Source organism: Rahnella sp. ChDrAdgB13 (genome assembly GCF_017655185.1).
GTDB classification, from domain to species: Bacteria; Pseudomonadota; Gammaproteobacteria; order Enterobacterales; family Enterobacteriaceae; genus Rahnella; species Rahnella contaminans.
In genome coordinates, this window is the sequence record NZ_JAEMGT010000010.1 from 71,324 (window position 1) to 93,594 (window position 22,271).

Annotated in this window: 21 protein-coding genes; 10 read left to right on the top strand and 11 right to left on the bottom strand. The window is 54.1% G+C overall.

Annotated features, from left to right (window positions below; translation table 11 throughout):
- Positions 1-3: 3 nt before the first annotated feature.
- From lolC to pepT, 5 genes are all read left to right on the top strand, one after another.
- The gene (lolC, locus tag J8X26_RS04290) at positions 4-1,206 is read left to right on the top strand and encodes a lipoprotein-releasing ABC transporter permease subunit LolC (RefSeq protein WP_165059640.1); all 1,203 of its coding nucleotides are present in this window, start codon (positions 4-6) and stop codon (positions 1,204-1,206) included.
- Entirely contained in the window at positions 1,199-1,903 is a 705-nt protein-coding gene (lolD, locus tag J8X26_RS04295; RefSeq protein ID WP_152325621.1) for a lipoprotein-releasing ABC transporter ATP-binding protein LolD, read from the top strand. The genes lolC and lolD overlap by 8 nt, the downstream gene beginning before the upstream one ends.
- Positions 1,903-3,153: a lipoprotein-releasing ABC transporter permease subunit LolE gene (gene lolE, locus J8X26_RS04300; RefSeq protein ID WP_152325622.1), complete on the top strand. Its 1,251-nt coding sequence runs from the start codon at positions 1,903-1,905 to the stop codon at positions 3,151-3,153. Before lolD ends, lolE begins: the two co-directional genes overlap by 1 nt.
- Before the next feature lie 51 nt (positions 3,154-3,204).
- Positions 3,205-4,035, top strand: coding sequence for a Sir2 family NAD+-dependent deacetylase (cobB, locus tag J8X26_RS04305; RefSeq protein WP_195814008.1), 831 nt, complete (start codon positions 3,205-3,207; stop codon positions 4,033-4,035).
- Between the two features lie 229 nt (positions 4,036-4,264).
- Positions 4,265-5,500, top strand: a complete 1,236-nt coding sequence (gene pepT, locus J8X26_RS04310; RefSeq protein ID WP_152325624.1) for a peptidase T — start codon at positions 4,265-4,267, stop codon at positions 5,498-5,500.
- 94 nt (positions 5,501-5,594) lie between these two features.
- On the opposite strand, the gene J8X26_RS04315 is transcribed toward pepT, so the two are convergent.
- The 3 genes from J8X26_RS04315 to phoP all read right to left on the bottom strand — a co-directional run bounded on the left by J8X26_RS04315 (position 5,595) and on the right by phoP (position 9,035).
- Positions 5,595-6,716 (bottom strand): cupin domain-containing protein, encoded by a 1,122-nt coding sequence (locus tag J8X26_RS04315; protein ID WP_208950244.1) that lies wholly within the window; start codon positions 6,714-6,716, stop codon positions 5,595-5,597.
- A gap of 159 nt (positions 6,717-6,875) precedes the next feature.
- Entirely contained in the window at positions 6,876-8,330 is a 1,455-nt protein-coding gene (gene phoQ / locus J8X26_RS04320) for a two-component system sensor histidine kinase PhoQ (protein WP_152325626.1), read from the bottom strand.
- Positions 8,331-8,360: 30 nt separating this feature from the next.
- Positions 8,361-9,035 (bottom strand): two-component system response regulator PhoP, encoded by a 675-nt coding sequence (gene phoP, locus J8X26_RS04325; protein ID WP_095921366.1) that lies wholly within the window; start codon positions 9,033-9,035, stop codon positions 8,361-8,363.
- 296 nt (positions 9,036-9,331) lie between these two features.
- Here phoP and J8X26_RS04330 point away from each other — a divergent pair, with 296 nt between their 5' ends.
- From J8X26_RS04330 to J8X26_RS04340, 3 genes are all read left to right on the top strand, one after another.
- Positions 9,332-10,585, top strand: coding sequence for a nucleoside permease (locus J8X26_RS04330; RefSeq protein ID WP_208950245.1), 1,254 nt, complete (start codon positions 9,332-9,334; stop codon positions 10,583-10,585).
- 65 nt (positions 10,586-10,650) lie between these two features.
- On the top strand, positions 10,651-11,670 hold the full coding sequence (locus J8X26_RS04335; protein WP_152325628.1) for an ADP-ribosylglycohydrolase family protein: 1,020 nt from the start codon (positions 10,651-10,653) through the stop codon (positions 11,668-11,670).
- On the top strand, positions 11,667-12,638 hold the full coding sequence (locus tag J8X26_RS04340) for a PfkB family carbohydrate kinase (protein ID WP_152325629.1): 972 nt from the start codon (positions 11,667-11,669) through the stop codon (positions 12,636-12,638). The genes J8X26_RS04335 and J8X26_RS04340 overlap by 4 nt, the downstream gene beginning before the upstream one ends.
- A 7-nt stretch (positions 12,639-12,645) precedes the next feature.
- Here the strand turns inward: J8X26_RS04340 and J8X26_RS04345 are convergent, their stop codons facing one another.
- From J8X26_RS04345 to rluE, 6 genes are all read right to left on the bottom strand, one after another.
- Positions 12,646-13,407 (bottom strand): GntR family transcriptional regulator, encoded by a 762-nt coding sequence (locus J8X26_RS04345; RefSeq protein WP_208950246.1) that lies wholly within the window; start codon positions 13,405-13,407, stop codon positions 12,646-12,648.
- A gap of 148 nt (positions 13,408-13,555) precedes the next feature.
- Complete coding sequence (purB, locus tag J8X26_RS04350) at positions 13,556-14,926, bottom strand: adenylosuccinate lyase (RefSeq protein WP_208950247.1); 1,371 nt, start codon at positions 14,924-14,926, stop codon at positions 13,556-13,558.
- Positions 14,927-14,949: 23 nt separating this feature from the next.
- Positions 14,950-15,576: a high frequency lysogenization protein HflD gene (gene hflD / locus J8X26_RS04355; RefSeq protein WP_165059645.1), complete on the bottom strand. Its 627-nt coding sequence runs from the start codon at positions 15,574-15,576 to the stop codon at positions 14,950-14,952.
- A 191-nt stretch (positions 15,577-15,767) separates the two neighbouring features.
- On the bottom strand, positions 15,768-16,877 hold the full coding sequence (mnmA, locus tag J8X26_RS04360; protein ID WP_208950248.1) for a tRNA 2-thiouridine(34) synthase MnmA: 1,110 nt from the start codon (positions 16,875-16,877) through the stop codon (positions 15,768-15,770).
- Positions 16,878-17,098: 221 nt separating this feature from the next.
- Positions 17,099-17,545, bottom strand: coding sequence for an NUDIX hydrolase (locus tag J8X26_RS04365; protein ID WP_101077163.1), 447 nt, complete (start codon positions 17,543-17,545; stop codon positions 17,099-17,101).
- Positions 17,538-18,164, bottom strand: coding sequence for a 23S rRNA pseudouridine(2457) synthase RluE (gene rluE / locus J8X26_RS04370; protein WP_152325634.1), 627 nt, complete (start codon positions 18,162-18,164; stop codon positions 17,538-17,540). The genes J8X26_RS04365 and rluE overlap by 8 nt, the downstream gene beginning before the upstream one ends.
- Before the next feature lie 132 nt (positions 18,165-18,296).
- On the opposite strand from rluE, the gene icd reads away from it, so the two are divergent.
- Positions 18,297-19,550 carry an NADP-dependent isocitrate dehydrogenase gene (gene icd, locus J8X26_RS04375; protein WP_095921371.1) on the top strand — a complete coding sequence of 418 codons (1,254 nt, stop codon included), beginning with the start codon at positions 18,297-18,299 and terminating at the stop codon, positions 19,548-19,550.
- A gap of 74 nt (positions 19,551-19,624) precedes the next feature.
- Here the strand turns inward: icd and J8X26_RS04380 are convergent, their stop codons facing one another.
- The gene (locus tag J8X26_RS04380) at positions 19,625-19,951 is read right to left on the bottom strand and encodes a DUF2623 family protein (RefSeq protein ID WP_152325635.1); all 327 of its coding nucleotides are present in this window, start codon (positions 19,949-19,951) and stop codon (positions 19,625-19,627) included.
- Between the two features lie 300 nt (positions 19,952-20,251).
- Between J8X26_RS04380 and J8X26_RS04385 the strand changes: the two genes are divergently transcribed.
- Positions 20,252-21,832: a sensor domain-containing diguanylate cyclase gene (locus tag J8X26_RS04385; RefSeq protein ID WP_244370333.1), complete on the top strand. Its 1,581-nt coding sequence runs from the start codon at positions 20,252-20,254 to the stop codon at positions 21,830-21,832.
- A 44-nt stretch (positions 21,833-21,876) separates the two neighbouring features.
- Here J8X26_RS04385 and J8X26_RS04390 read toward each other — a convergent pair whose 3' ends face one another.
- On the bottom strand, positions 21,877-22,089 hold the full coding sequence (locus tag J8X26_RS04390; RefSeq protein WP_371819734.1) for a hypothetical protein: 213 nt from the start codon (positions 22,087-22,089) through the stop codon (positions 21,877-21,879).
- Between the last annotated feature and the right edge of the window lie 182 nt (positions 22,090-22,271).

The window sequence follows — 22,271 nt, forward strand, 5'->3', positions numbered from 1 at the left end:
GTCATGTATCAACCTGTCGCGTTATTTATAGGCCTGCGCTACATGCGCGGGCGTGCTTCGGACCGCTTTGGGCGGTTTGTCTCCTGGTTATCCACCATTGGCATCACTCTCGGGGTGATGGCGCTGGTAACCGTCTTGTCAGTGATGAACGGTTTTGAGAAGGATCTGGAAGGTAACATTCTGGGTCTGATGCCTCAGGCGCTGATCACGGCACCGAACGGTTCAGTCGACCCGCAGAAAATCACCCACGATCAGGTTTCCGCGCTGAAAAGCGTGAACCGCGCCGTGCCGCTGACCACCGGTGATGTGGTGCTGCAAAGCCCCGGCAGCGTGGCAGTGGGCGTCATGCTCGGCGTCGATCCTGACCAGAAAGATCCGCTGGCGAAATACCTGATTGGCGTCGCCCAGCAGGAACTGCAACCGGGCAAATACAACATCATCCTCGGTGACCAGCTGGCACAACAGCTTAAAGTCCGTCGCGGCGATCAGCTGCGTCTGATGGTGACCAGCGTCAGCCAGTTCACACCGGTCGGGCGTGTGCCAAGCCAGCGTCTGTTTACTGTGATCGGAACTTTTTCCGCCAACAGCGAAGTCGATGGTTACCAGATGCTGGTCAATATTCAGGACGCATCGCGCCTGATGTTGTACCCGAAAGGTAACGTCACAGGCTGGCGTTTATTCCTCGATAAACCGCTGGACGTCGATACCCTGAGCCAGCAAAAACTGCCGGACGGTGCCAGCTGGAAAGACTGGCGCGAGCGCCGCGGCGAGCTGTTCCAGGCCGTGCGCATGGAAAAAAATATGATGGGCCTGCTGCTCAGCCTGATTGTTGCCGTTGCTGCGTTTAACATTATTACGTCGCTGGGTTTGCTGGTGATGGAGAAACAGGCCGAAGTGGCGATTTTACAAACGCAGGGCCTGAGCCGCCGCCAGATTATGGCGCTGTTTATGGTGCAGGGCGCGAGTGCCGGTGTGATTGGCGCACTGCTCGGTGCCTTGCTCGGCGTGCTGCTCGCCACGCAGCTCAACTCGATTATGCCAGCCCTCGGTCTGATGCTGGATGGCGGTTCGCTGCCGGTCGATATTGAACCGGTTCAGGTGGTGGTCATCGCGATTGTTGCGATGGCTATCGCTTTATTGTCAACGCTTTACCCTTCCTGGCGCGCTGCTGCCACCCACCCCGCAGAGGCTTTACGTTATGAGTAATTCTTTATTATTGCAGTGTGACAACCTCTGTAAGACTTATCAGGAAGGCAAAATGCACACCGATGTATTGCGTGACGTGAGTTTCGCGATGCAACCGGGTGAGATGATGGCGATTGTCGGGACGTCCGGTTCCGGCAAAAGTACGTTGCTGCATTTGCTGGGTGGCCTGGATTCCCCGACGTCTGGCGAAGTAATTTTTAAAGGCAAGTCGCTGAACGCGATGTCCTCTTCGGCGAAATCAGAACTGCGCAACCGCGAACTGGGCTTCATTTATCAGTTTCACCATTTGCTGCCGGATTTCACTGCGCTGGAAAACGTGGCGATGCCGCTGCTGATCGGCAAAAAGAAATCTGCTGAAGTGCAGGAACGCGCGATGGCGATGCTGGAAGCGGTGGGTTTACAACATCGCAGCAATCACCGTCCTTCTGAGCTTTCCGGCGGCGAACGTCAGCGTGTGGCGATTGCTCGCGCATTGGTCAATAATCCTTCTCTGGTGCTGGCGGATGAACCGACCGGTAACCTGGATCAGCGCAACGCCGACAGTATTTTTGAACTGCTGGGTGAGCTGAATGTGCGTCAGGGCACGGCATTTCTGGTAGTGACGCATGATTTGCATCTGGCGAACCGTCTGACACGTCAGCTGGAAATGCGTGACGGCAAGCTGCAGCAGGATTCGATGTTGCTGGGAGCGAAGTAATGTCAGGCATTCCATTTTCTTTACTGATTGGCCTGCGGTTCAGCCGTGGCCGTCGTCGCAGCGGCATGGTTTCACTGATTTCAGTGATTTCAACGTTGGGTATCGCGCTGGGCGTGGCCGTGCTGATCGTCGGGCTGAGTGCGATGAACGGCTTTGAGCGCGAGCTGAAAGAGCGTGTGCTGGCCGTCGTACCGCACGGTGAAATCCGTCCGGTGAATCAGCCGTTTAACGACTGGCAGGGCGTGCTCGACCGTGTTGAAAAAGTGCCGGGAATTGTGGCCGCTGCGCCGTACATTCAGTTCAACGGACTGATTGAACACGGTGCCAAACTGCGTGCAATCCAGCTGAAAGGCGTGGATCCGCAGAGCGAACCGCGTGTCAGCGCCGCGCCGAAATTTGTGCAGAATAACGCCTGGCAAAACTTTAAAGCCGGGCAGCAACAGCTGATCCTCGGCAAGGGCGTGGCGGATGCGGTAGGGGTAAAACAGGGTGACTGGGTGACCGTGATGATCCCTAACAGTGACCCTGAAATGAAACTGCTGCAGCCAAAACGCATCCGTTTACAGGTCGCCGGGATTTTACAACTCAGCGGACAGCTTGATCACAGTCTCGGCATGGTGCCGCTGGCCGATGCGCAGCAATATCAGGATATGGGAACCAGCGTAACGGGCATTGATATCAAAGTGAATGATGTCTTTGCCGCACAAAAACTGGTGCACGACGCCGGTGAAGTCACCCACGCTTACGTCTACATTAGTAGCTGGATTGGTACTTACGGCTACATGTACCGCGATATCCAGATGGTCCGCGCCATTATGTACATGGCGATGGTACTGGTGATCGGCGTGGCCTGCTTCAACATCGTGTCGACGCTGGTGATGGCGGTAAAAGATAAAAGCAGCGATATTGCGATTTTGCGCACACTGGGCGCGAAAGATGGGCTTATCCGCGCTGTCTTCATCTGGTACGGTTTACTGGCGGGACTGGTCGGCAGCGTCGCGGGCGTGGTAATTGGTGTGATTGCGTCGTTCCAGCTCACCAATATCGTCAACGGTTTGCAGAAACTTACCGGCCATCAATTCCTGTCCGGGGACATTTATTTCATCGACTTCCTGCCTTCTGAAGTTCACTGGCTGGACGTCGGCGGCGTACTGTTAACCGCGCTGGTGCTGAGTTTGCTGGCGAGCTGGTATCCGGCACGCCGCGCCAGCCGTATTGATCCCGCCCGCGTACTCAGCGGCGGCCAGTAACCATGGTTTACGCAACACAATCTTTCAGACACAGAGAGTAAGGAGCACTTTATGCGCACACGTCATCGTCTGTGTCGGTTTCGCAAAAACAAACGTATCCGGCATCAGCGTTTCCGGTCGAATATTTTCCACCGTGATTCAATGGCGGCAGCTTCACTGAAAAAGCCGTTTGTGGTGGTGCTGACCGGTGCCGGGATTTCCGCTGAATCGGGGATCCGCACTTTCCGCGCCGCCGATGGTTTGTGGGAAGAACACCGCGTGGAAGATGTGGCTACGCCGGAAGGGTATCGCCGTGATCCGGAACTGGTGCAGCGTTTTTATAATGAACGCCGCCGCCAGTTGCAGTCGGAAGATCTCAAACCGAACGCCGCGCACTATGCGCTGGCGACGCTGGAAGAAGCGCTCGGCGATAACTTCCTGCTGGTGACACAGAATATCGACAACCTGCATGAACGCGCAGGCAGCTCCCGCGTGATCCACATGCACGGCGAATTGCTGAAAGTGCGCTGTACGCAGTCAGGGCAGATTCTGGACTGGCCGGGCGATTTAACCGTCGATGACCGGTGCCATTGCTGCCAGTTTCCTGCGCCGCTGCGTCCGCACATTGTCTGGTTTGGCGAAATGCCGCTGGGCATGGACGAGATTTATGACGCGCTGGCGAAAGCTGATTTCTTTGTGGCTATCGGTACGTCCGGGCATGTTTATCCGGCTGCCGGATTTGTACATGAAGCACGGATTGGCGGTGCCTGTGCCGTTGAGCTGAATCTGGAACCGAGCCAGGTTGAAAGTGAATTCGACATGAAGCATTACGGGCTGGCAAGTGAAGTGGTGCCCGAATTTGTGCATAAATTCCTGACCAAAAAAGATGAAGCCTGGCAATAAACCCGCCAGACCTGACGTTGCAGCCGGACTGGCGATGCCTGTTTCCCGTAATCATCGGGAGTTCATCGCCAGTTGCAACGCCGGTAACTTAAGCGTTATTCATCTTTATCGCTAAAATTGCGCCCGCCCCGAAGAGTTATCCCGTTAAACTTGGTGAAAAATGACCTGACGCAATATTCACGGTTTTCATGCTGCGCATAATAAAACCCAGCCGCCAGAGGATACCTATATGGATAAGTTGCTTGATCGTTTTCTGAATTATGTTTCTTTCGATACCCAATCTAAGCCCAATGTTAAACATACGCCGAGCACCGACGGTCAGCTGAAGCTGGCGCAGGCCCTGCGTAATGAACTGACTGAACTGGGATTTTCACAAGTTACGCTCAGCGATAAAGGCTGTGTGATGGCGACGTTACCGGGCAATGTGGCCTGGAAAGTGCCGGTCATTGGCTTCATCTCTCATCTGGATACCGCCCCCGATTTCACCGCGAAACACGTTAATCCGCAGATTGTGGAAAATTACCGTGGTGGCGATATTGCACTGGGAAATGGCGATGAAATTTTATCTCCGGTGATGTTCCCGGTTCTGCACCAGTTGCTTGGCCATACGATCATTACCACCGATGGCAAAACGCTGCTGGGGTCTGACGATAAGTCTGGCATTGCCGAAATTATTACCGCGATGGTGCGGCTGAAAAACAGCAATATCGCGCACGGTCCGGTGCGTATTGCCTTTACGCCGGATGAAGAAATCGGCAAGGGCGCGCAGAGTTTTGATATTCCGGCCTTTGGCGCGGAATGGGCGTATACCGTGGACGGCGGTGGCGTGGGTGAGCTGGAGTTTGAAAACTTTAATGCCGCCTCGGCGACCATTAAGATTGTCGGCAACAACGTTCACCCTGGCAGCGCGAAAGGCGTGATGGTGAATGCCTTGTCACTGGCGACGCGTTTCCACAATGAACTGCCGGTGGAAGAAACACCTGAACATACTGATGGTTACGAAGGTTTCTATCACCTGACCACCATCAAGGGCAACGTTGAACGCGCGGAAATGCACTACATCATCCGTGATTTCGATAAAACGCAGTTCGAAGCCCGTAAGCAAAAAATTATTGATATCGCCCATGTGGTCGGCAAAGGGTTGCATCGTGATTGCTATATCGAAGTGACGCTCGATGATCACTACTACAACATGCGCGAGAAAGTGGCCCAGCATCCGCACATTATTGCGCTGGCGCAGCAGGCGATGAAAGACTGCGATATTGAACCGATCATGAAGCCGATCCGCGGCGGAACCGACGGCGCGCAGTTATCTTTCCGCGGCTTACCGTGCCCGAACATTTTTACCGGCGGCTATAACTTCCACGGTAAACATGAGTTTGTGACGCTGGAAGGCATGGAAAAAGCGGTATCCGTGATCATGCGTATCGCCGAGTTAACGGCGAAAGAAGCGCTGAAACACTAAAAATCCCGCAAACAAAAATCGGGTAAAACTGGCGGCAAAAAAGGGGCGATGTCTGATGACATTGCCCCTTTTGTATTTGAATCAGCCGCGACGGTTAGTCGTTAAAGTACCAGTAGCCGCTGTTCACCAGCGCAGACAGCAGCGCGAGGAATGAAGGATCTTCAAGCGCATCACCGAGCATTTCTTTGGTCACGGTTTTGTGACGGGCAATCGCGTCCACCGCACCGATATGTTCGGTAGTCATCGCTTCACCGTTGACATAACAAACATCGCCGACGCGCAATACGCGCAGCCCGCCCAGACGTTCCAGCGTTTCGCCGGAGTCGAGCAGTTCGTAAATTTCACCGGCCTGATATGGCGGTTCCGGCGGGGCCAGATCCAGCTCGTGGCGCGACTGGGAAATAAACTCACCAAACCAGCTGTTGAAGTGCGTCGGGTTGCCAATCAGATCCAGCATCATGCCGCGCAGTTTATCCAGTTCGGCAGGCTGAATTTCCGCCGGATGTTCACGTTCAGTCAGTTCCGGATCGCTGTAACGGTGACTGCCCAGTTCACGGGAAAGCACGAAGTCGGCGAAACCGCTGACCATTTCACGCGCATTTGGCGCGCGGAATCCGACAGAATAGTTGAGGGAATTTTCCAGTGAATAGCCGTCGTGCGGGAAACCCGGCGGAATATATACGATATCGCCCGGTTCCAGTTCTTCATCGATAATAGCTTCAAACGGCTCAACCTGAAGAAGATCAGGATGCGGGCAATGCTGTTTCATGGCGACTTTCTCGCCCACGCGCCAGCGGCGACGGCCCGTACCCTGAATGATAAAGACGTCGTACTGATCCAGATGCGGGCCAACGCCGCCGCCGGGAACAGAGAAGGAAATCATCAGATCATCCATCCGCCAGTCAGGAATATGGCGGAAGGGTGTCATCAGGTGGGAAGATGGCTCGTGCCAGTGATCAACCGCCTGAACCAGCACTGACCAGCCGTTTTCTCCCAGATGATCGTAGCTTTCAAATGGCCCGTGGCTGACGTTCCATTTACCGTCGTGATTACTCACCAGACGGCTGTCCACCTCATTTTCCATCGCCAGTCCTGCCAGTTCGTCAGGCGAGATAGGATCGACGAAATTTTTAAAGCCGCGTTTTAACACGACAGGACGTTTTTGCCAGTAACGCTGAAGGAAATCGTTCCAGTCGAGGTCGAGTTGGTAATCCATAGTATTTCCCTTGCATTAAATGGAGGGTGGATAAAGAAGAGGACGGTCTGTAAATGATTATAACGGAAGGTGTTGCGGCTGAGTTGGGCAATTGCCAGCAAATTTCGCACTATGGTTAAGATTGCGTCGAAATGTGCTGGCAAAATGGTCGGGTAAAGGTTACTCGAGTTCGATGCCTTGTTGCAGGCCGAAGCAGACACGCATACTGGCGCCGCCAAGCGGACTGTCGCCGATGACAATTTTACCGTCGTATTGCTCGATAATGTCGTTGGCCAGTGAAAGCCCCAGACCTTGTCCCGGACGTAAGGTATCAGCACGCTGGCCGCGCTGGAAGATGACTTCACGCTTGCTTTCCGGAATGCCGGGGCCGTCGTCTTCAATCAATATCACCAGTTCATTTTCGGTATGAACGGCGCTGATTTCCACGAACTCAAGGCAGTATTTACAGGCGTTATCGATGACGTTGCCCATGACTTCCATGAAGTCATTTTTCTCGCCGACAAAGGTAATTTCCGGCGAGATATCGACCGTAATCACCACGCCTTTGCGCTGATACACTTTGTTGAGAGCAGAACATAATCCGTCAAGAATTGCGGGTACGGAATGCACTTCGCGGATCAGTAAATTCTGTTCCGAACGCAGCGTGGCGCGGTGCAGGTAATAGCCAATCTGCTGAGAAATGCGGCTGATTTGTTCCAGCATGACCGGCTCGGCTTCTTCGATGGTCATCTGTTTGCCATTTCGCAGCGCGCGCAGCGTGGACTGCAACACCGCCAGCGGCGTTTTCAGACTGTGTGTCAGATCGGCCAGCGTGGTGCGGTAACGGTCATATCGTCCGCGCTCGCCGTGCAGCAAAATATTGAGGTTTCGCACCAGCCCGCGCAATTCCCGCGGAGGATTTTCATCGAGTGATTCACGCTCATGAGTCTCCAGCTCGGCGACCTGATGAATCAGCTGTTTGATTGGCCGCAGGCTCCAGTACGCTGCCAGCCACAGCAGCGGAACCACCAGCAAAAGGTTCGCCAGCAGCACATAGCTGAACCATTCCCAGACCAGATCTGAACGCTGTAATTCCTGCGGGATCGTATCGACCACCACGATATTGAGTGCCGGTAAACGCGACGTGGCGTTGTAGGTGTTGACTGCAATGGAGTGGGTCATCGCGTTGGCGTCTGTGTCGTCGTAACTTTTCAGCTTGTCCTGCGCTTTCGGGTTATTGCCCAGCACTTCGCTGCTGATTTGCGTATCGGTATCCAGTTCATAAAAGCCCGGTTTATTCATCCAGGCTTTATCGATATGCGCTTCGAGTTCGGGGATCCGGCGTTCTGCCCACAGCAGATTGCCTTCGCCGTCGTAAATAAACACCAACGTTGGGGAATTAAGATCCAGATCGGGCGGCACGTTAATGCTCAGTTTGTTGTCACGCCACTGCGCCAGACTGAAGAATAAGTTACTTTCACCGCGCAGGAGGCGGTAAGCCGTTTTGTCGAAACTCACCATATAACCCACCACCGCCACCAGCCCGTAAGCCAGTGACAGTGCGAGCACGACCGCAGCGGTCGCCATCATAAAGCGGACGCGAAGAGAAAAAGGGTTCTTGGTACGTCCTTTCATGGCGCGTCCTTTTGAAGCGAAAACAGACAATTATGGGCGGATATCGAAACGATAACCCTGGCCGCGCACGGTGGTAATAACATCAACCGGATGTTCGGCTTGCAGCTTTTTACGCAGGCGTCCCATCAGCACGTCGACGGTGTGGCTTTCGCGCAGCTCGGCGTCCGGGTAAAGCTGAAGCATCAGGGAATCTTTGCTGACGACTTTACCGGCGTTGCGGATCAGGGTTTCAATAATGGTGTATTCGAAAGCGGTCAGTTTGATCGGCTGCTCGTTGACGGTCAGCTCGCGGCGCGACAGGTCAATCTGGAACGGCTGAAGAGTGATGACCTGCGAGGCCAGACCGCTGTTACGGCGCATCAGCGCCTGCATGCGGGCCAGCACTTCTTCGAGGTGGAAAGGTTTGGTGACGTAATCGTCGGCACCGGCTTCCAGCACCGCGACTTTGTCCTGCCAGCTTTCACGGGCGGTCAGCACCAGAATCGGCAGATTGGTCTGATGACTACGCCAGCGGCGGATCAGGCTCAGGCCGTCTTCGCCCGGCAGACCGAGATCGACAATCGCGATATCAGGCGCATGTTCGTGGAGGAAGTAATCCGCCTCTTTGGCGTCTTCCGCTGCATCAACCTGATGACCCATTTCCCGCAGTTGTACCGAGAGGTGGTGGCGTAGCAGTGCGTTATCTTCAATGACTAAAATTCGCATGGTGATTCCTTGTTCTCAGTACGCGGAAAATGATGACTAATTTGATGCGCTTAAGTCTAAATGATCCTGAAATATTTTAATCAACCCTAGCTCAACGCCGGGTAGAGAAACCTCAACAAAACATAAACGAATTATAAACGCCCTGAGCCGGGAGAAACATAAATTGTGAGGCAGATCGCTGATTAATATCAAAGGTATCATCAAGGTATTGTAAAGGTATCTTGAATGCCTGATTTCATCCGTTGCTTCCGGTGCCAGGGCACCGCGCGGATCCCTTACTCAGCAAGGATATAATAATGAAACGTACCCATCTGAAGCTGTCCGTTATGATGTTTATTGAGTGGTTTATCTGGGGCGCCTGGTTTGTGCCCCTCTGGCAATACCTCAATAAATTAGGTTTTAGTCCGTCGGAAATTGCCTGGTCTTACAGCAGCACGGCGATTGCGGCGATCCTTTCTCCGGTTCTGGTGGGCGTGATCGCAGACCGCTATTTTGCCGCTCAGAAAGTGCTCGGCTGGCTGTTGCTGGCCGGTGGCGTGCTGATGGGATTCATCGCGCTGCAAACCGAATTTTCGACGTTCTTCCCGCTGCTGGTGGTGTACGCGATTACTTATATGCCGACGGTCGCACTGACCAACAGCATTGCGTTCGCCAACATAAATGACACCGAAAAGGATTTCCCGCGTATTCGTGTGCTCGGCACGCTGGGGTGGATTGCATCCGGTCTGGTGATTGGTTTTGTACTGCCGCCGATGCTTGGCATGGGCAATATTTCTGATACCAGCCAGCCGCTGTGGATCACGGCGATTGCATCATTTGCACTGGGGATTTACAGCTTCTGGCTGCCGGATACACCGGCAAAAGGCAAAGGGCCGGTGGACATCAAAGCCCTGTTTGGCCTGAATGCGCTGGGTTTGCTGAAAGACCGGTCGTTCGCCATTTTCGCCTTATGTTCATTTCTGTTTTGCATGCCGCTGGCGTTCTATTACCAGTTTGCCAACGGCTATCTGACGCAGGTTGGCTTGCCAAACGCCACCGGCTGGATGACGCTCGGGCAGGTGTCGGAAATCTTTGCAATGCTGGCGCTGCCGTTCCTGCTTAAACGCTTTGGCATCAAAAAAGTGCTGATGCTGGGCTTCATCACCGCCGCCATCCGTTACGTCTTCTTCATCTACGGCGGCACGGCTGACGTCTGGGCCTACAGCATGCTATTCCTCGGCATTCTGCTGCATGGCGTCAGCTACGATTTCTATTTCGTTACCGGCTACATCTACGTGGATAAAAAAGCGCCAGCACATATGCGAACCGCTGCACAGGGGCTGATCACGCTGATTTGTCAGGGACTGGGCAGCTTTATCGGTAACTGGCTTGGTGGCCGGGCGATGACCACCTTTGCGCTGAGCGCGCCAAAAAATGGCATGACCTTCGACTGGTTTGCTGTCTGGGGTGTCGGCGCGATTATGGTGGCGGGCGTGATGCTGCTGTTCCTGCTGTTCTTCCGTGAACACAGTAAAACGATTACGCCGGTCAGCCTGAGTGCCTCTTCTTAAACGACACATTTTCATTTCTGGCGGGCAGGCAGCCCGCCGCAATTTTTATATCGGGAGATTTAACGATGACACAACCAGGACTTGAGAGCCGCATGCTCGGGGCGTTGTACGGACAAATGCTGGGCGATGCGCTGGGCATGCCGTCGGAACTGTGGCCGCGTGAGCGCGTCAAAAAGCATTTCGGCTGGATCGACCGTTTTCTGGATGGCCCGGCGGAAAACAATGCGGCCTGTTATTTCAAAGCCGCGCAGTTTACCGACGACACCTCGATGGCGCTGGCGCTGGCCGACGCCTTGCTGGAAGCCGACGGTAAAGTGGTGCCGGAACTGATTGCCCGCAACGTTATCCGCTGGGTCGACAGTTTCGATGCGTTCAATAAAAACATCCTTGGCCCGAGTTCCAGACTGGCGCTGGCGGAGCAGAAGAAAGGCGTGGCGATCGGCGCACTGGAAAACAACGGCGTGACCAATGGCGCGGCGATGCGCATTTCTCCGCTGGGCTGCGTGCTGCCTTCGGCTCCGCTAAAACATTTCTGTGAGCAGGTCTGGCTGGCCTCCAGCCCGACGCACAAATCGGATATTGCCGTTGCCGGTGCGGTGGTGATTGCCTGGGCGGTGTCACGCGCCATTGAAGGGGCGAGCTGGGCGGAAATCCGTCTGGCGCTGCCGGACATCGCTAAATACGCACAGACACGGGAATCCACCACGTTCAGCGCGTCGCTGGCGGCGCGTATCGAACTGGCGTTTGATACGGTGGCGAAAGCCGAAGGCACGGAACAGGCATCGGAAGCGGTGTATCAGCGGGTTGGGGCGGGCGTCAGCACCATTGAGTCTGTACCTGCGGCGCTGGCGATGGTGGAACTGGCGGGAACCTGCCCGAATCAATGCGCTATTTTATGCGCCAATCTTGGCGGCGACACCGATACCATCGGTGCGATGGCGACGGCCATTTGCGGCGCGTTAAACGGCATTGAAGCATTCAAAAAAGAGTGGCTGGATGAACTGAAACGGGTGAATCCGCAGGACATGACCCGCTACAGCGACGCATTTCAGCGTTTTCGCCGCAATGCACAGGAGGCTGGATGAGCCAGACGCACCGTGAACTTTTGCTGACCCTGACGCAGGGCGACTGGCACCAGCAATCGCCGGTTCTCGTCATCGGTGCGGCCGTGATGGATATGGTTGCGCGCGCCGATACGTTGCCGGAGCGCGGCGGTGACATTGCCGCCGATGTGACCGGGTTTCATCTCGGCGGCTGCGCACTGAATATCGCGCTGGGGCTGAAACAGCTGGGGATTCACAGCCAGAATCTTTTGCCCGTCGGCGAAGGGATGTGGAGCGACCGTCTGCGGAAGGAGATGGCTGCACGCGAAATTGTGTCTGATTTGCAGGTGAAAGGGGCGGACAACGGCTGGTGTCTGGCGCTGGTGGAACCCGACGGCGAGCGCACGTTTATCTCCGTCGACGGTATCGAAAATCAGTGGCAGCCTGGATGGCTGGCGCAGGCAACACCGCAAAACGGGCTGGTGTATGTTTCCGGTTATCAGCTGGGCGCAAAGCAGGGCACGGTGCTGACGGACTGGCTCGATACTTTACCGGACGCCGTGCGCGTGCTGGTGGATTTTGGCCCGCGTCTGGATGTTATGCCCAAAGAGCGCGTCGAACGTCTGATCCGCCCCGGTGTGATCCTGACGCTGAATCAGCGCGAAGCGGCCATGCTCGGTTTTGCTGGTGACGCAGAAAGTTTCTGCCGTCAGTTGCACGAGAAAACCCGTGAACTGGTGGTTTTACGCTGCGGCGAGCAAGGCAGTTATTATTATGGTTCAGCGGATGATTGCGGGTGGATTGCGGCGCGGAAAATTACCGTGGCCGACAGCATCGGGGCGGGCGACAGCCACTGCGCCGGTTTACTGGCCGGGCTTTCGCTGGGGCTGACGCACTGGCAAAGCATGATGCTGGCGAACTGCGTGGCGGCTTACGTGGTTTCAAAACCAGGCGGAGATTGCGCGCCAACGCTGTCGCAGCTGATTTCTTCACTCGACAGCGTCAGTTAGAAAACAGTCAGTCTTCGCTGACGAATTCGTACATGTCACTGCGGCAAAAACTTTCGCTGTACTCAATCGGGCGGTTTTGCCCGTCGAACAGCGTTTGTTTGATGATAAGCAGTGGCATCGCCTCTTTCAGCTGCAATGCCTGCAAGGTTTCCGCGTCGCTCATCGCCGCACTGACGCGGCTTTGCAGCGCGCCGAGCTCAATATTATTGCGACCGAAATAGTCATAGAGCGAAACGTCGATTTCCCCGACGTCGCGGATGGCGTCCATGATGACGTAGGAAACTGCTACCGACATCGGGCGCGTATCAATGTAGTGAATGCGTTTGAGCATGTAGACCGGCGTGTTTTCGGTGATCGCCAGTTTGCTGGCAATCAGCGCCGAAGCGGGCACCTGATCGCGGCTGATCCACAGCGTATCCGGCTTGCGCCCCTGAAGCATGACTTCGCGGGAAAACCCTTTCACACCGGCCAGCGAATAAGCCAGACGGGCATCGGTCGCTTTTTTGATAAAGGTGCCGTAACCCCGCGAGCGCCCGATATGGCCGTCTTCTTCCAGCCTGGCGAGCGCCTTTCGCACGGTGATACGCGAAATGCCCAGAATTTCAGTGAACTGGCGTTCGCTCGGCAGAAAGTCGCCGTCCTGTAAAATTCCGGTTTCCAGTGCATGACGCACCGATTCGTTAAAGCACAAATACAGGGGCATTGTGCCCGCCTGAGCCAGATCGGTTTTCAGTTTTTCCAGCACCTGCTGGTTGGTGTCCATGCTCATGAAGTCGGTCTTCCAATGCGTAGGGAATGGGCTCTATTTTAGAAGGACAGAGATTTTTTGCAGTGACATTTTGCGCGCCGCGGTCACATAAAAAAAGGCGACCCGGAGGTCGCCTGAGATTGGCCACATGTAATGCCTGAGCAAAGACTTACTTCAGCTCATCAACCATGGTGGTGGCGCGCCCAATGTAATTGCCCGGCGTCATGGCTTTCAGACGGACTTTCTCTTCTTCCGGTAATTCCAGAGAATCAATAAAGGCCTGCATACCTGTTGCATCAACACGTTTACCACGGGTCAGCTCTTTCAGCTTCTCGTATGGCTTTTCGATGCCATAACGACGCATCACGGTCTGGATTGGTTCCGCCAGCACTTCCCAGTTGTGATCCAGTTCGTTCGCCAGATTTGCTTCGTTCACTTCCAGCTTGCTGACGCCTTTCAGGGTGGCCTGATACGCAATCAACGCATAACCCAGACCCACGCCGAGGTTACGCAGCACGGTGGAGTCGGTCAGGTCACGCTGCCAGCGGGAAACCGGCAGTTTGCTGGCCAGGTGCTGCAACACCGCGTTGGACAAGCCAAGGTTGCCTTCGGAGTTTTCGAAGTCAATCGGATTCACTTTGTGCGGCATGGTAGAAGAACCGATTTCGCCAGCAATAGTGCGCTGTTTGAAGTGGTTCAGGGCGATGTAACCCCAGATGTCGCGGTCGAAGTCGATCAGGATGGTGTTGAAACGCGCCACGCAGTCAAACAGCTCAGCGATGTAGTCGTGCGGCTCGATCTGTGTGGTGTACGGATTCCAGTTAATGCCCAGAGAAGTCACGAACTCTTCGCTGAATTTATGCCAGTCCACTTCCGGGTACGCCACGATGTGGGCATTGTAGTTGCCAACGGCACCGTTGATTTTGCCGAGGATTTCGACGTTTTGCAGTTGTCTGAACTGGCGATCCATACGGTAGGCGACGTTAGCCAGCTCTTTACCGATAGTAGATGGCGTAGCAGGCTGACCGTGGGTGCGCGACAGCAGCGGAATGTCACGGTGTTTGTGCGCCAGATCTTTAATCCCATCAATGATCTGTTTCCAGTACGGCAGCACCACGTCCTGACGCGCGGTTTGCAGCATCAGCGCGTGGGAAAGGTTGTTGATGTCTTCAGACGTACAGGCAAAGTGAATGAACTCGGACACCGCGTGCAGGGCAGGGATACCGGCCACTTTTTCTTTCAGGAAATACTCGACCGCTTTGACGTCATGGTTGGTGGTTTTTTCGATGTCTTTAATGCGCTGAGCGTCATTCACATCAAAATTGGCCACTAACTGGTCGAGGAAAGCGTTTGCGTCGGCATCAAAAGCAGGAACTTCCTTGATTTCTGCACAGGCTGCCAGTTTTTGCAGCCAACGTACTTCAACCTGCACACGGAATTTCAGCAGGCCAAATTCGCTGAAAATAGTACGCAGCGCGCTGACTTTATCACCGTAGCGTCCATCAACGGGGGAAACGGCGGTCAGTGAGGATAATTCCATCGGTAGCAACTCCTGGGGTCTTATTAACAATGAGCGAGAATACTTTTCGCCTGTTCAAACAAGCGATTACGGGAAAACATCAGTTGCAGGCGTCCACCGCCCACCTGGTGCCACAGCACGGCGGAACGGATGCCAGCCAGTAAAATGGCGCGGACCTTCGCCTGAACCTGCGGATTTTGCAAAATTGCCGGTGAACCGGTGACCTGAATGCGCGGGCCTGCCGGGCTGACGACGTCGACATAAATTGAGGCCAGCGAGCTAATCATCGTGTCGGATTCGAGCTCGAAATGCGCCAGCTGGCGGTCGAGCTGATCGATACGTTCACCGAGCTGATTCATGGCGGCTTTATTGGCGTAGAGCTTACGCTCAAGCACCATCAGGCTTAATGCGTAACGCGTTAACTCAGCGCCCGGCCCCTGACGGTTGGCGTTCAGCACGCCCAGCAGCGTTTCCAGCCCCATCTTCAAGTTAGCTTCATTATTACCGTATACCGCCAGCGTGGATGCCGGATTCATCTCCAGCAGGCTGCGCAGTGACACTGACATTTCTTCCTGAGCGCAATTGCCTTCATGGGCAAGTTGCTGGACCAGGCGCGCTGCCTGACAGATCCCCGCCAACGCCAGCGTAATGTCATAATAATTTTTAGCCACGTTTACTCCTGTAAGCGTTTTGAAACGATGAGACGCAGTGACAAAGAAGATAGCCCAAACTAATGGCGACAGATCATGCCATAAAACTGACCCTAAACACAGTTCGGAATCAGTGCAGATCGTCACAGGCGGGCAGAAAAAAAGCGGGACGCCCGAAAGCGTCCCGATTTCATACACCTGTTGGCGCTGTATCAGGCCTGAAGCGGCAGGCGCTGTTCAATGACGCCGCCGCCGAGGCAGATTTCGCCAAGGTAAAACACGGCAGACTGGCCCGGTGTGACGGCAGCAACCGGCGCGTCAAAGCGCACTTCAATGCGGTCTTCGCCCAGCGGCGTGACGACGCACGGAATGTCTTCCTGACGGTAACGGGTTTTGACGGTGCACGTCAGCGGCGCGGTCAGCGGTTTGCGATCAACCCAGTGAAGCTGTTGCGCAATCAGCCCGACGGACATCAGACGCGGATGTTCATGGCCCTGAGCAACGTACAGAATGTTGTTTTCCACATCCTTTTCAACGGTGTACCACGGCTCTTCGCTACCTTCTTTCTGGCCGCCGATGCCCAGACCTTTGCGCTGGCCGAGCGTGTGGTACATCAGCCCCTGATGTTGCCCCATCACCTGACCATCAACGCTTTTAATCACGCCAGGCTGCGCCGGCAGATAGCGGCCAAGGAAATCGCGGAATTTACGCTCACCGATAAAACAAATGCCGGTGGAGTCTTTTTTCTTCGCGGTGATGAGATCGAGCTCTTCGGCAATGCGGCGCACTTCCGGTTTTTCCAGCTCACCGACCGGGAACAGGCTCTGTGCAACCTGCTCATGACCCAGCGTGTAGAGGAAATAGCTTTGATCTTTATTGCCATCGACGCCGCGCAGCAGGTGGCTGATGCCGTCGATATCCTGGCGGCGCACGTAGTGACCGGTCGCGATGCAATCCGCGCCCAGATCTTCTGCGGCAAATTCCAGGAAGGCTTTGAATTTGATCTCTTTATTGCACAGGATATCCGGGTTTGGCGTGCGTCCGGCTTTATATTCCTCGAGGAATAATTCGAACACGTTGTCCCAATATTCCGCCGCGAAATTGACGGTGTGCAGTTCGATACCCAGCTTGTCGCACACGGCCTGCGCATCGGCAAGATCGGTGGCTGCTGTGCAATATTCTTCGTCGTCATCCTCTTCCCAATTTTTCATGAAGAGGCCCTCAACCTGGTAACCCTGCTGTTGCAGAAGGTACGCAGAGACTGAGGAATCGACACCGCCGGACATCCCGACGATCACTTTTTTCTGGCTGTTGTCAGACATAATTGTCCCGAAACACATGAATTAATTGTCCGGTACTGACGGTGTTTTTCTGATGCTTGTCCCACGAGGATGAAGGCCGCGCGCAACAAAAACACCACAGAAACCCGAACAGAGAGGTACTACGTAAATACTGAAGCGCGAAATTTTATCACGTCAGGCCGGTTGCTGCATTGCTGATTCACAGGAGGCAACAACCGGTGCGAAAGACTTTTTCTGCGCGCTTACTCCGGCAGATTAAAATTGTGCAGAATTTCCAGAGGGTAACGCGGGGATTTCTGATAACAGCGGATGCTTTCCGCCACCAGCGGTGAGCGTAACTGAGACGACCCGATAATGTCTTCGGCACTGACCCAGCGGCACTGATCGATATCGTCATCCTGTGGCGCGGTGTCCAGAATTTCCGGTAAATCAATCACAAACGCGAAGCGCAGAAACGGCGTGCCGTCCGGCGCCTGCCACTGATGCAATCCGAGAAAAGACTGCGGTTCGGCGTGAATACCCGTTTCTTCGTACAGCTCGCGTTTTGCTGCGCTGACCAGCGTTTCGTCAGCTTCGAGATGGCCAGCCGGTTGATTCCAGGTCACTTTCCCGTGAATGGTTTCTTCAACGACCAGAAACTTTCCCTGCGCCTGAACGACGCAGGCGACGGTGACGTGCGGTTTAAACATGCGGGATCTCCTTCCATTGACCGGGTTGTAAGTCGCCGAGGGAAAATTCGCCCATGCTGTAGCGGATCAGGCGTAACGTCGGGAACCCGACATGTGCCGTCATGCGACGAACCTGACGGTTCCTTCCCTCGTACAAAGTGATTTTCAGCCAGGTCGTCGGGATCGCTTTACGTTCGCGAATTGGCGGATTGCGCGGCCAGAGCCATTCCGGCTCACCGACAATTTCAGCACCGGCGGGCAGGGTGGGGCCATCTTTCAGCGTGATACCGTGGCGCAATGCTTCGACGGCGGCGGTATCCGGCACTCCCTCGACCTGCACGTAGTAAATCTTGCCGGTGCGTTTACCTGGCTGTGTCAGTGCTGCCTGCAGTTTGCCATCGTTGGTCAGCACCAGTAAACCTTCGCTGTCCCGGTCGAGGCGCCCGGCGGCATAAACATCTGTTAATGAAATGTAATCTTTAAGTGTGGCCCGACCCGCCTCATCAGTGAATTGTGGCAGTACATCAAACGGTTTATTGAAAAGAATCACCTTTACCGGCCCTTTTGGGGCAGATTGTTCTTTGGCTGGCCTTTTGCTGAAACGTTTAACGTTGTGATTTTTAAAAGATAGCGGGTTCATAGGCATTGAAGTTAGAGAGAATTAGCGCATTATACTTGAAAAATGTTTCGGATTGGCTAGCGAGAAATATTCGAGTAATATCGACCGGCATCTTACAAATTTTTAACAAAAATGCGCTCGAAGGAGAGGTTAATGGAAAGCAAAGTAGTTGTTCCGGCTGAAGGTAAAAAGATTACAGTAGACGCTCAGGGTAAACTGGTCATTCCTAATAATCCTGTTATCCCATTCATTGAAGGTGATGGTATCGGTGTTGACGTGACGCCTGCCATGATCAAAGTCGTTGATGCGGCTGTTCAGAAAGCCTACAAAGGCGAGCGTAAAATCTCCTGGATGGAAATCTACACCGGCGAGAAATCCGTAGAACTGTACGGCAAGGACGTATGGCTGCCAGAAGAAACTCTCGACCTGATCCGTGATTACCGTGTTGCCATCAAAGGCCCGCTGACCACTCCGGTTGGCGGCGGCATTCGCTCCCTGAACGTGGCACTTCGCCAGCAACTCGACCTGTACATCTGTCTGCGTCCGGTTCGTTATTACACCGGCACACCAAGCCCGGTAAAACGTCCTGAAGATACCGACATGGTGATCTTCCGTGAGAACTCCGAAGATATCTACGCAGGTATCGAGTGGAAAGCCGGTTCTGCTGAAGCGGACAAAGTCATCAAATTCCTGCAAGACGAAATGGGCGTGAAGAAAATCCGTTTCCCACAGGAATGTGGTATCGGTATCAAACCTTGCTCCGAAGAAGGCACCAAACGTCTGGTTCGTGCGGCGATTGAATACACCATTACCAATGATCGTGACTCCCTGACGCTGGTTCATAAAGGCAACATCATGAAGTTCACCGAAGGTGCCTTCAAGGATTGGGGCTACCAGCTGGCGCGTGAAGAGTTCGGCGGTGAGCTGATCGACGGCGGGCCTTGGGTGAAAATTAAGAACCCGAACAACGGCAAAGACATCATCATTAAAGACGTTATTGCTGACGCATTCCTGCAACAAATCCTGCTGCGTCCGGCTGAATACGATGTTATCGCGTGTATGAACCTTAACGGTGACTACATCTCTGACGCCCTGGCGGCGCAGGTTGGCGGCATCGGTATCGCACCGGGCGCAAACATCGGTTCTGATTGCGCACTGTTCGAAGCCACTCACGGTACTGCACCGAAATATGCCGGTCAGGACAAAGTGAACCCGGGCTCAATCATTCTGTCCGCAGAAATGATGCTGCGTCATATGGAATGGTTCGAAGCCGCAGACCTGATCGTCAAAGGCATGGAAGGCGCTATCGCCAACAAAACTGTGACTTACGATTTTGAACGTCTGATGGAAGGCGCTAAGCTGCGCAAATGTAGCGAGTTTGCCGACGACATGATCGCAAATATGTAATTTCAGTTCGCTGAAACAGAATAACGGGAGCCTGGTGCTCCCGTTTTTTATGGCTGACGGGTATGAGGGGCAGTTTAGCTGAGCGGGTTTTGCGGCTGATTATCGTCCTTGTCCTGCAGCTTGCCTTCGTAGCCCACCAGAAAAAATGCCCTGGACGGATGTTTCGCACTGGCGGAAAAGAACTCGGCCACCAGATCTTTATCCAGACTGTATTTACGCGACAAAACGCCCGCCTCGAATGCGGCATTGTTATCATCACCAGTGATCTGCGCCCGGGTGTGTGCAAATCCCAGCACAAAGCCCCGTAAATACTCTTTGCAATAGCCTGATACTTGCGCAGCAGGCCACGCGCTTTCGGCGGTCAGGCCCGCTTTTAGCCCTTTCCCAAAATGGTTTTGCATTTCAAAATCCTCGTCGAACAAGCGCTGTATAATAAATCATATAGCGATTATTCAGGCAATGACTTACAGCAAGAGAATTGAGGTTTGTGAAAAGGTCGCTCCCGGGCAAAGCGGGCATGTTTAAGAAAAAAGAATTTCAGTTAGAAGAGAAAGAGAGAATTAATTTGCGTTAAGTTTTGTCGGCGCTTTGAATTTTTTCACCGGAGATTCAGCAGGGTAAGGGTTTATTTCACCGGTCTTATTGTGCATCGCAGGCAGCGGTGTTAAATATGAGCGACTTTTTGCCACAGGACGGACCTTTTGTTACGTTCACTCCTCTCCAGCTCACTGTTCCGCATCGATCTGCGACGTCTGATTCTGATCTTAGCCGTAATGAGCGCCTTCGTGACGCTTGCAAACAGCTTTTATGCCAGCTATCGCGTACAGCGCCAGTTGCTGATCGACAATACGCTTGAAGAAAATCGCGTTTATGCGACGAAGCTTGCGTCCAGTACCGAACAGTTTATCAAAAGCATGCAAAAGCAACTGGCCTACAGCGCAGTGATTGCGGCAGGCCACTTTGACGATCCTGCCATTCTTCAGTCCGAAACCGCTCGCCTCAAATACCAGACGGACAGCTTCAATTCAGTGGTGATCACCAATGCCCGTGGAAAAGTGCTGGCGACATCGCCGGACAGCTTACAGCTTGTCGGACATGTGCTGACGACGCCAGGCGCGGTGGAAGCCCTGAAAGAACGGCGCCCGCTGATCAGCAAACCTTATATTTCTGCGGCGCAGAACCTGGTCATCATTATCTCGACGCCGGTTTTTACCGCCGACGGAAAGTACCTTGGGTATATCGGCGGCACCATTTACCTGAAGCAAAAAAGCATTTTGAATGAACTGCTGGGCGAGCATTTCTATCGTGACGGTTCCTACATCACGGTGCTCGACGAAGACCGGCGCATCCTTTATCACCGTGACGCCAGCCGTATCGGCGAGGTGATGAAGCCACATCCGATGACAGAAATTGTCCGAACGGCGACCAACGGCAGCCTGATGGTGGAAGGCGTCGGCGGGGATCAGATGCTGGCCGGTTACGCGGTTGTGCCTTCTTCCGGCTGGGAGATTGTGACGCTTCGTCCGACCGACGCCACGCTGAAACCGCTGGAAGGGCTGATGGTTAAAGTGCTTAAACATCTGACACCGCTGGCCGTCCTGACACTGCTTGCCGTCTGGTTGTTCTCGCGGCTGATCGCCCGTCCGCTGTGGCTGCTGGCGCGCAATGCGAACGAAATGGATAACCCGGATGTTTCGGTTAATATCCGCGAAATTCCGTCGTGGTACTTTGAATCCAACCAGCTGAAACGTGCGCTGCTGATTGGTATCAGTCTGTTGCAGAAAAAAATCGGTAAGCTGAAATTTGAAGCGCAAACCGACCCGATGACCGGCCTGTTTAACCGGCGCGGGCTGGCCATGACGCTGGAATCCGTGGCGCAGCTGCGCCAGCAGTTTTCAGTCATTGCGCTGGATATCGATCACTTCAAATCTATCAACGATTCTTATGGCCACGATGTTGGCGATGAAGTGATTAAATCAATGGCGGAGCAGATCCGCCATAACGCGCGCGAAACAGACATTCTATGCAGGGTTGGCGGAGAGGAGTTTCTTGTCCTATTGCCGCGCACGGCGCTGGCTGAAGCGGAAATGATTGCTGAACGTCTTCGCGAAAATGTTGAAAGTCTGGAACTGCCGGGTATCCGGCCAATCACGATTTCGCTGGGCGTGGCGCACTGGCACTATTTGCAGGGCGATCCTGATACGTCGCTGAAAAGAGCCGACGAAGCGCTGTATAAAGCGAAACAGGATGGCCGTAACCGCGTGGTGGTCTCTGAGCCGTAATTTTTACGTGATATCAGGGCATTAACTGCCCTGATTTTTACCGGTTATTTCGCAGCAGCGGCGGCCTGCTGTTTCTTTTCCTGCGCGGCAAGATGGTGCCCGATAGCGCAACCTGCCACCGCGCCGATGACCGCGTGGTGTTTCAAATGCCCTGCAACGCCTCCCACGACTGCGCCCTTAAGGCAACCTGCTGCATGGGCAAATGAGCTCATCAGTAATATGCTGCACATGACCGCGCCGAAGATTGTTTTTTTCACCTGATTTCCCCTGAATGAACAATTAGTGCTGTGGCAGAAAATGTCATAACAGGTGCTGGTTTGTCATTTTTCTATCTGTAAGCAGGTGCTGCTGATGTTACGCCTTGTGCTGCAAAATCCTGCTGGCGTGAGGGAGTTTGGGATAAGGACGGGTTACAACTGCTGAAGCGGTTAACGGCTCA

Bases quoted from the DNA above. Each gene is read 5' to 3' on its own strand.
- lolD (WP_152325621.1), top strand. From the start codon at position 1,199: ATGAGTAATTCTTTATTATTGCAGTGTGACAACCTCTGTAAGACTTAT.
- J8X26_RS04330 (WP_208950245.1), top strand. From the start codon at position 9,332: ATGAAACGTACCCATCTGAAGCTGTCCGTTATGATGTTTATTGAGTGG.
- cobB (WP_195814008.1), top strand. From the start codon at position 3,205: ATGCGCACACGTCATCGTCTGTGTCGGTTTCGCAAAAACAAACGTATC.
- rluE (WP_152325634.1), bottom strand. From the start codon at position 18,164: ATGAACCCGCTATCTTTTAAAAATCACAACGTTAAACGTTTCAGCAAA.
- J8X26_RS04340 (WP_152325629.1), top strand. From the start codon at position 11,667: ATGAGCCAGACGCACCGTGAACTTTTGCTGACCCTGACGCAGGGCGAC.
- J8X26_RS04335 (WP_152325628.1), top strand. From the start codon at position 10,651: ATGACACAACCAGGACTTGAGAGCCGCATGCTCGGGGCGTTGTACGGA.
- J8X26_RS04345 (WP_208950246.1), bottom strand. From the start codon at position 13,407: ATGAGCATGGACACCAACCAGCAGGTGCTGGAAAAACTGAAAACCGAT.
- phoP (WP_095921366.1), bottom strand. From the start codon at position 9,035: ATGCGAATTTTAGTCATTGAAGATAACGCACTGCTACGCCACCACCTC.
- J8X26_RS04315 (WP_208950244.1), bottom strand. From the start codon at position 6,716: ATGGATTACCAACTCGACCTCGACTGGAACGATTTCCTTCAGCGTTAC.
- icd (WP_095921371.1), top strand. From the start codon at position 18,297: ATGGAAAGCAAAGTAGTTGTTCCGGCTGAAGGTAAAAAGATTACAGTA.
- mnmA (WP_208950248.1), bottom strand. From the start codon at position 16,877: ATGTCTGACAACAGCCAGAAAAAAGTGATCGTCGGGATGTCCGGCGGT.
- lolC (WP_165059640.1), top strand. From the start codon at position 4: ATGTATCAACCTGTCGCGTTATTTATAGGCCTGCGCTACATGCGCGGG.
- lolE (WP_152325622.1), top strand. From the start codon at position 1,903: ATGTCAGGCATTCCATTTTCTTTACTGATTGGCCTGCGGTTCAGCCGT.
- phoQ (WP_152325626.1), bottom strand. From the start codon at position 8,330: ATGAAAGGACGTACCAAGAACCCTTTTTCTCTTCGCGTCCGCTTTATG.
- J8X26_RS04365 (WP_101077163.1), bottom strand. From the start codon at position 17,545: ATGTTTAAACCGCACGTCACCGTCGCCTGCGTCGTTCAGGCGCAGGGA.
- purB (WP_208950247.1), bottom strand. From the start codon at position 14,926: ATGGAATTATCCTCACTGACCGCCGTTTCCCCCGTTGATGGACGCTAC.
- pepT (WP_152325624.1), top strand. From the start codon at position 4,265: ATGGATAAGTTGCTTGATCGTTTTCTGAATTATGTTTCTTTCGATACC.
- J8X26_RS04380 (WP_152325635.1), bottom strand. From the start codon at position 19,951: ATGCAAAACCATTTTGGGAAAGGGCTAAAAGCGGGCCTGACCGCCGAA.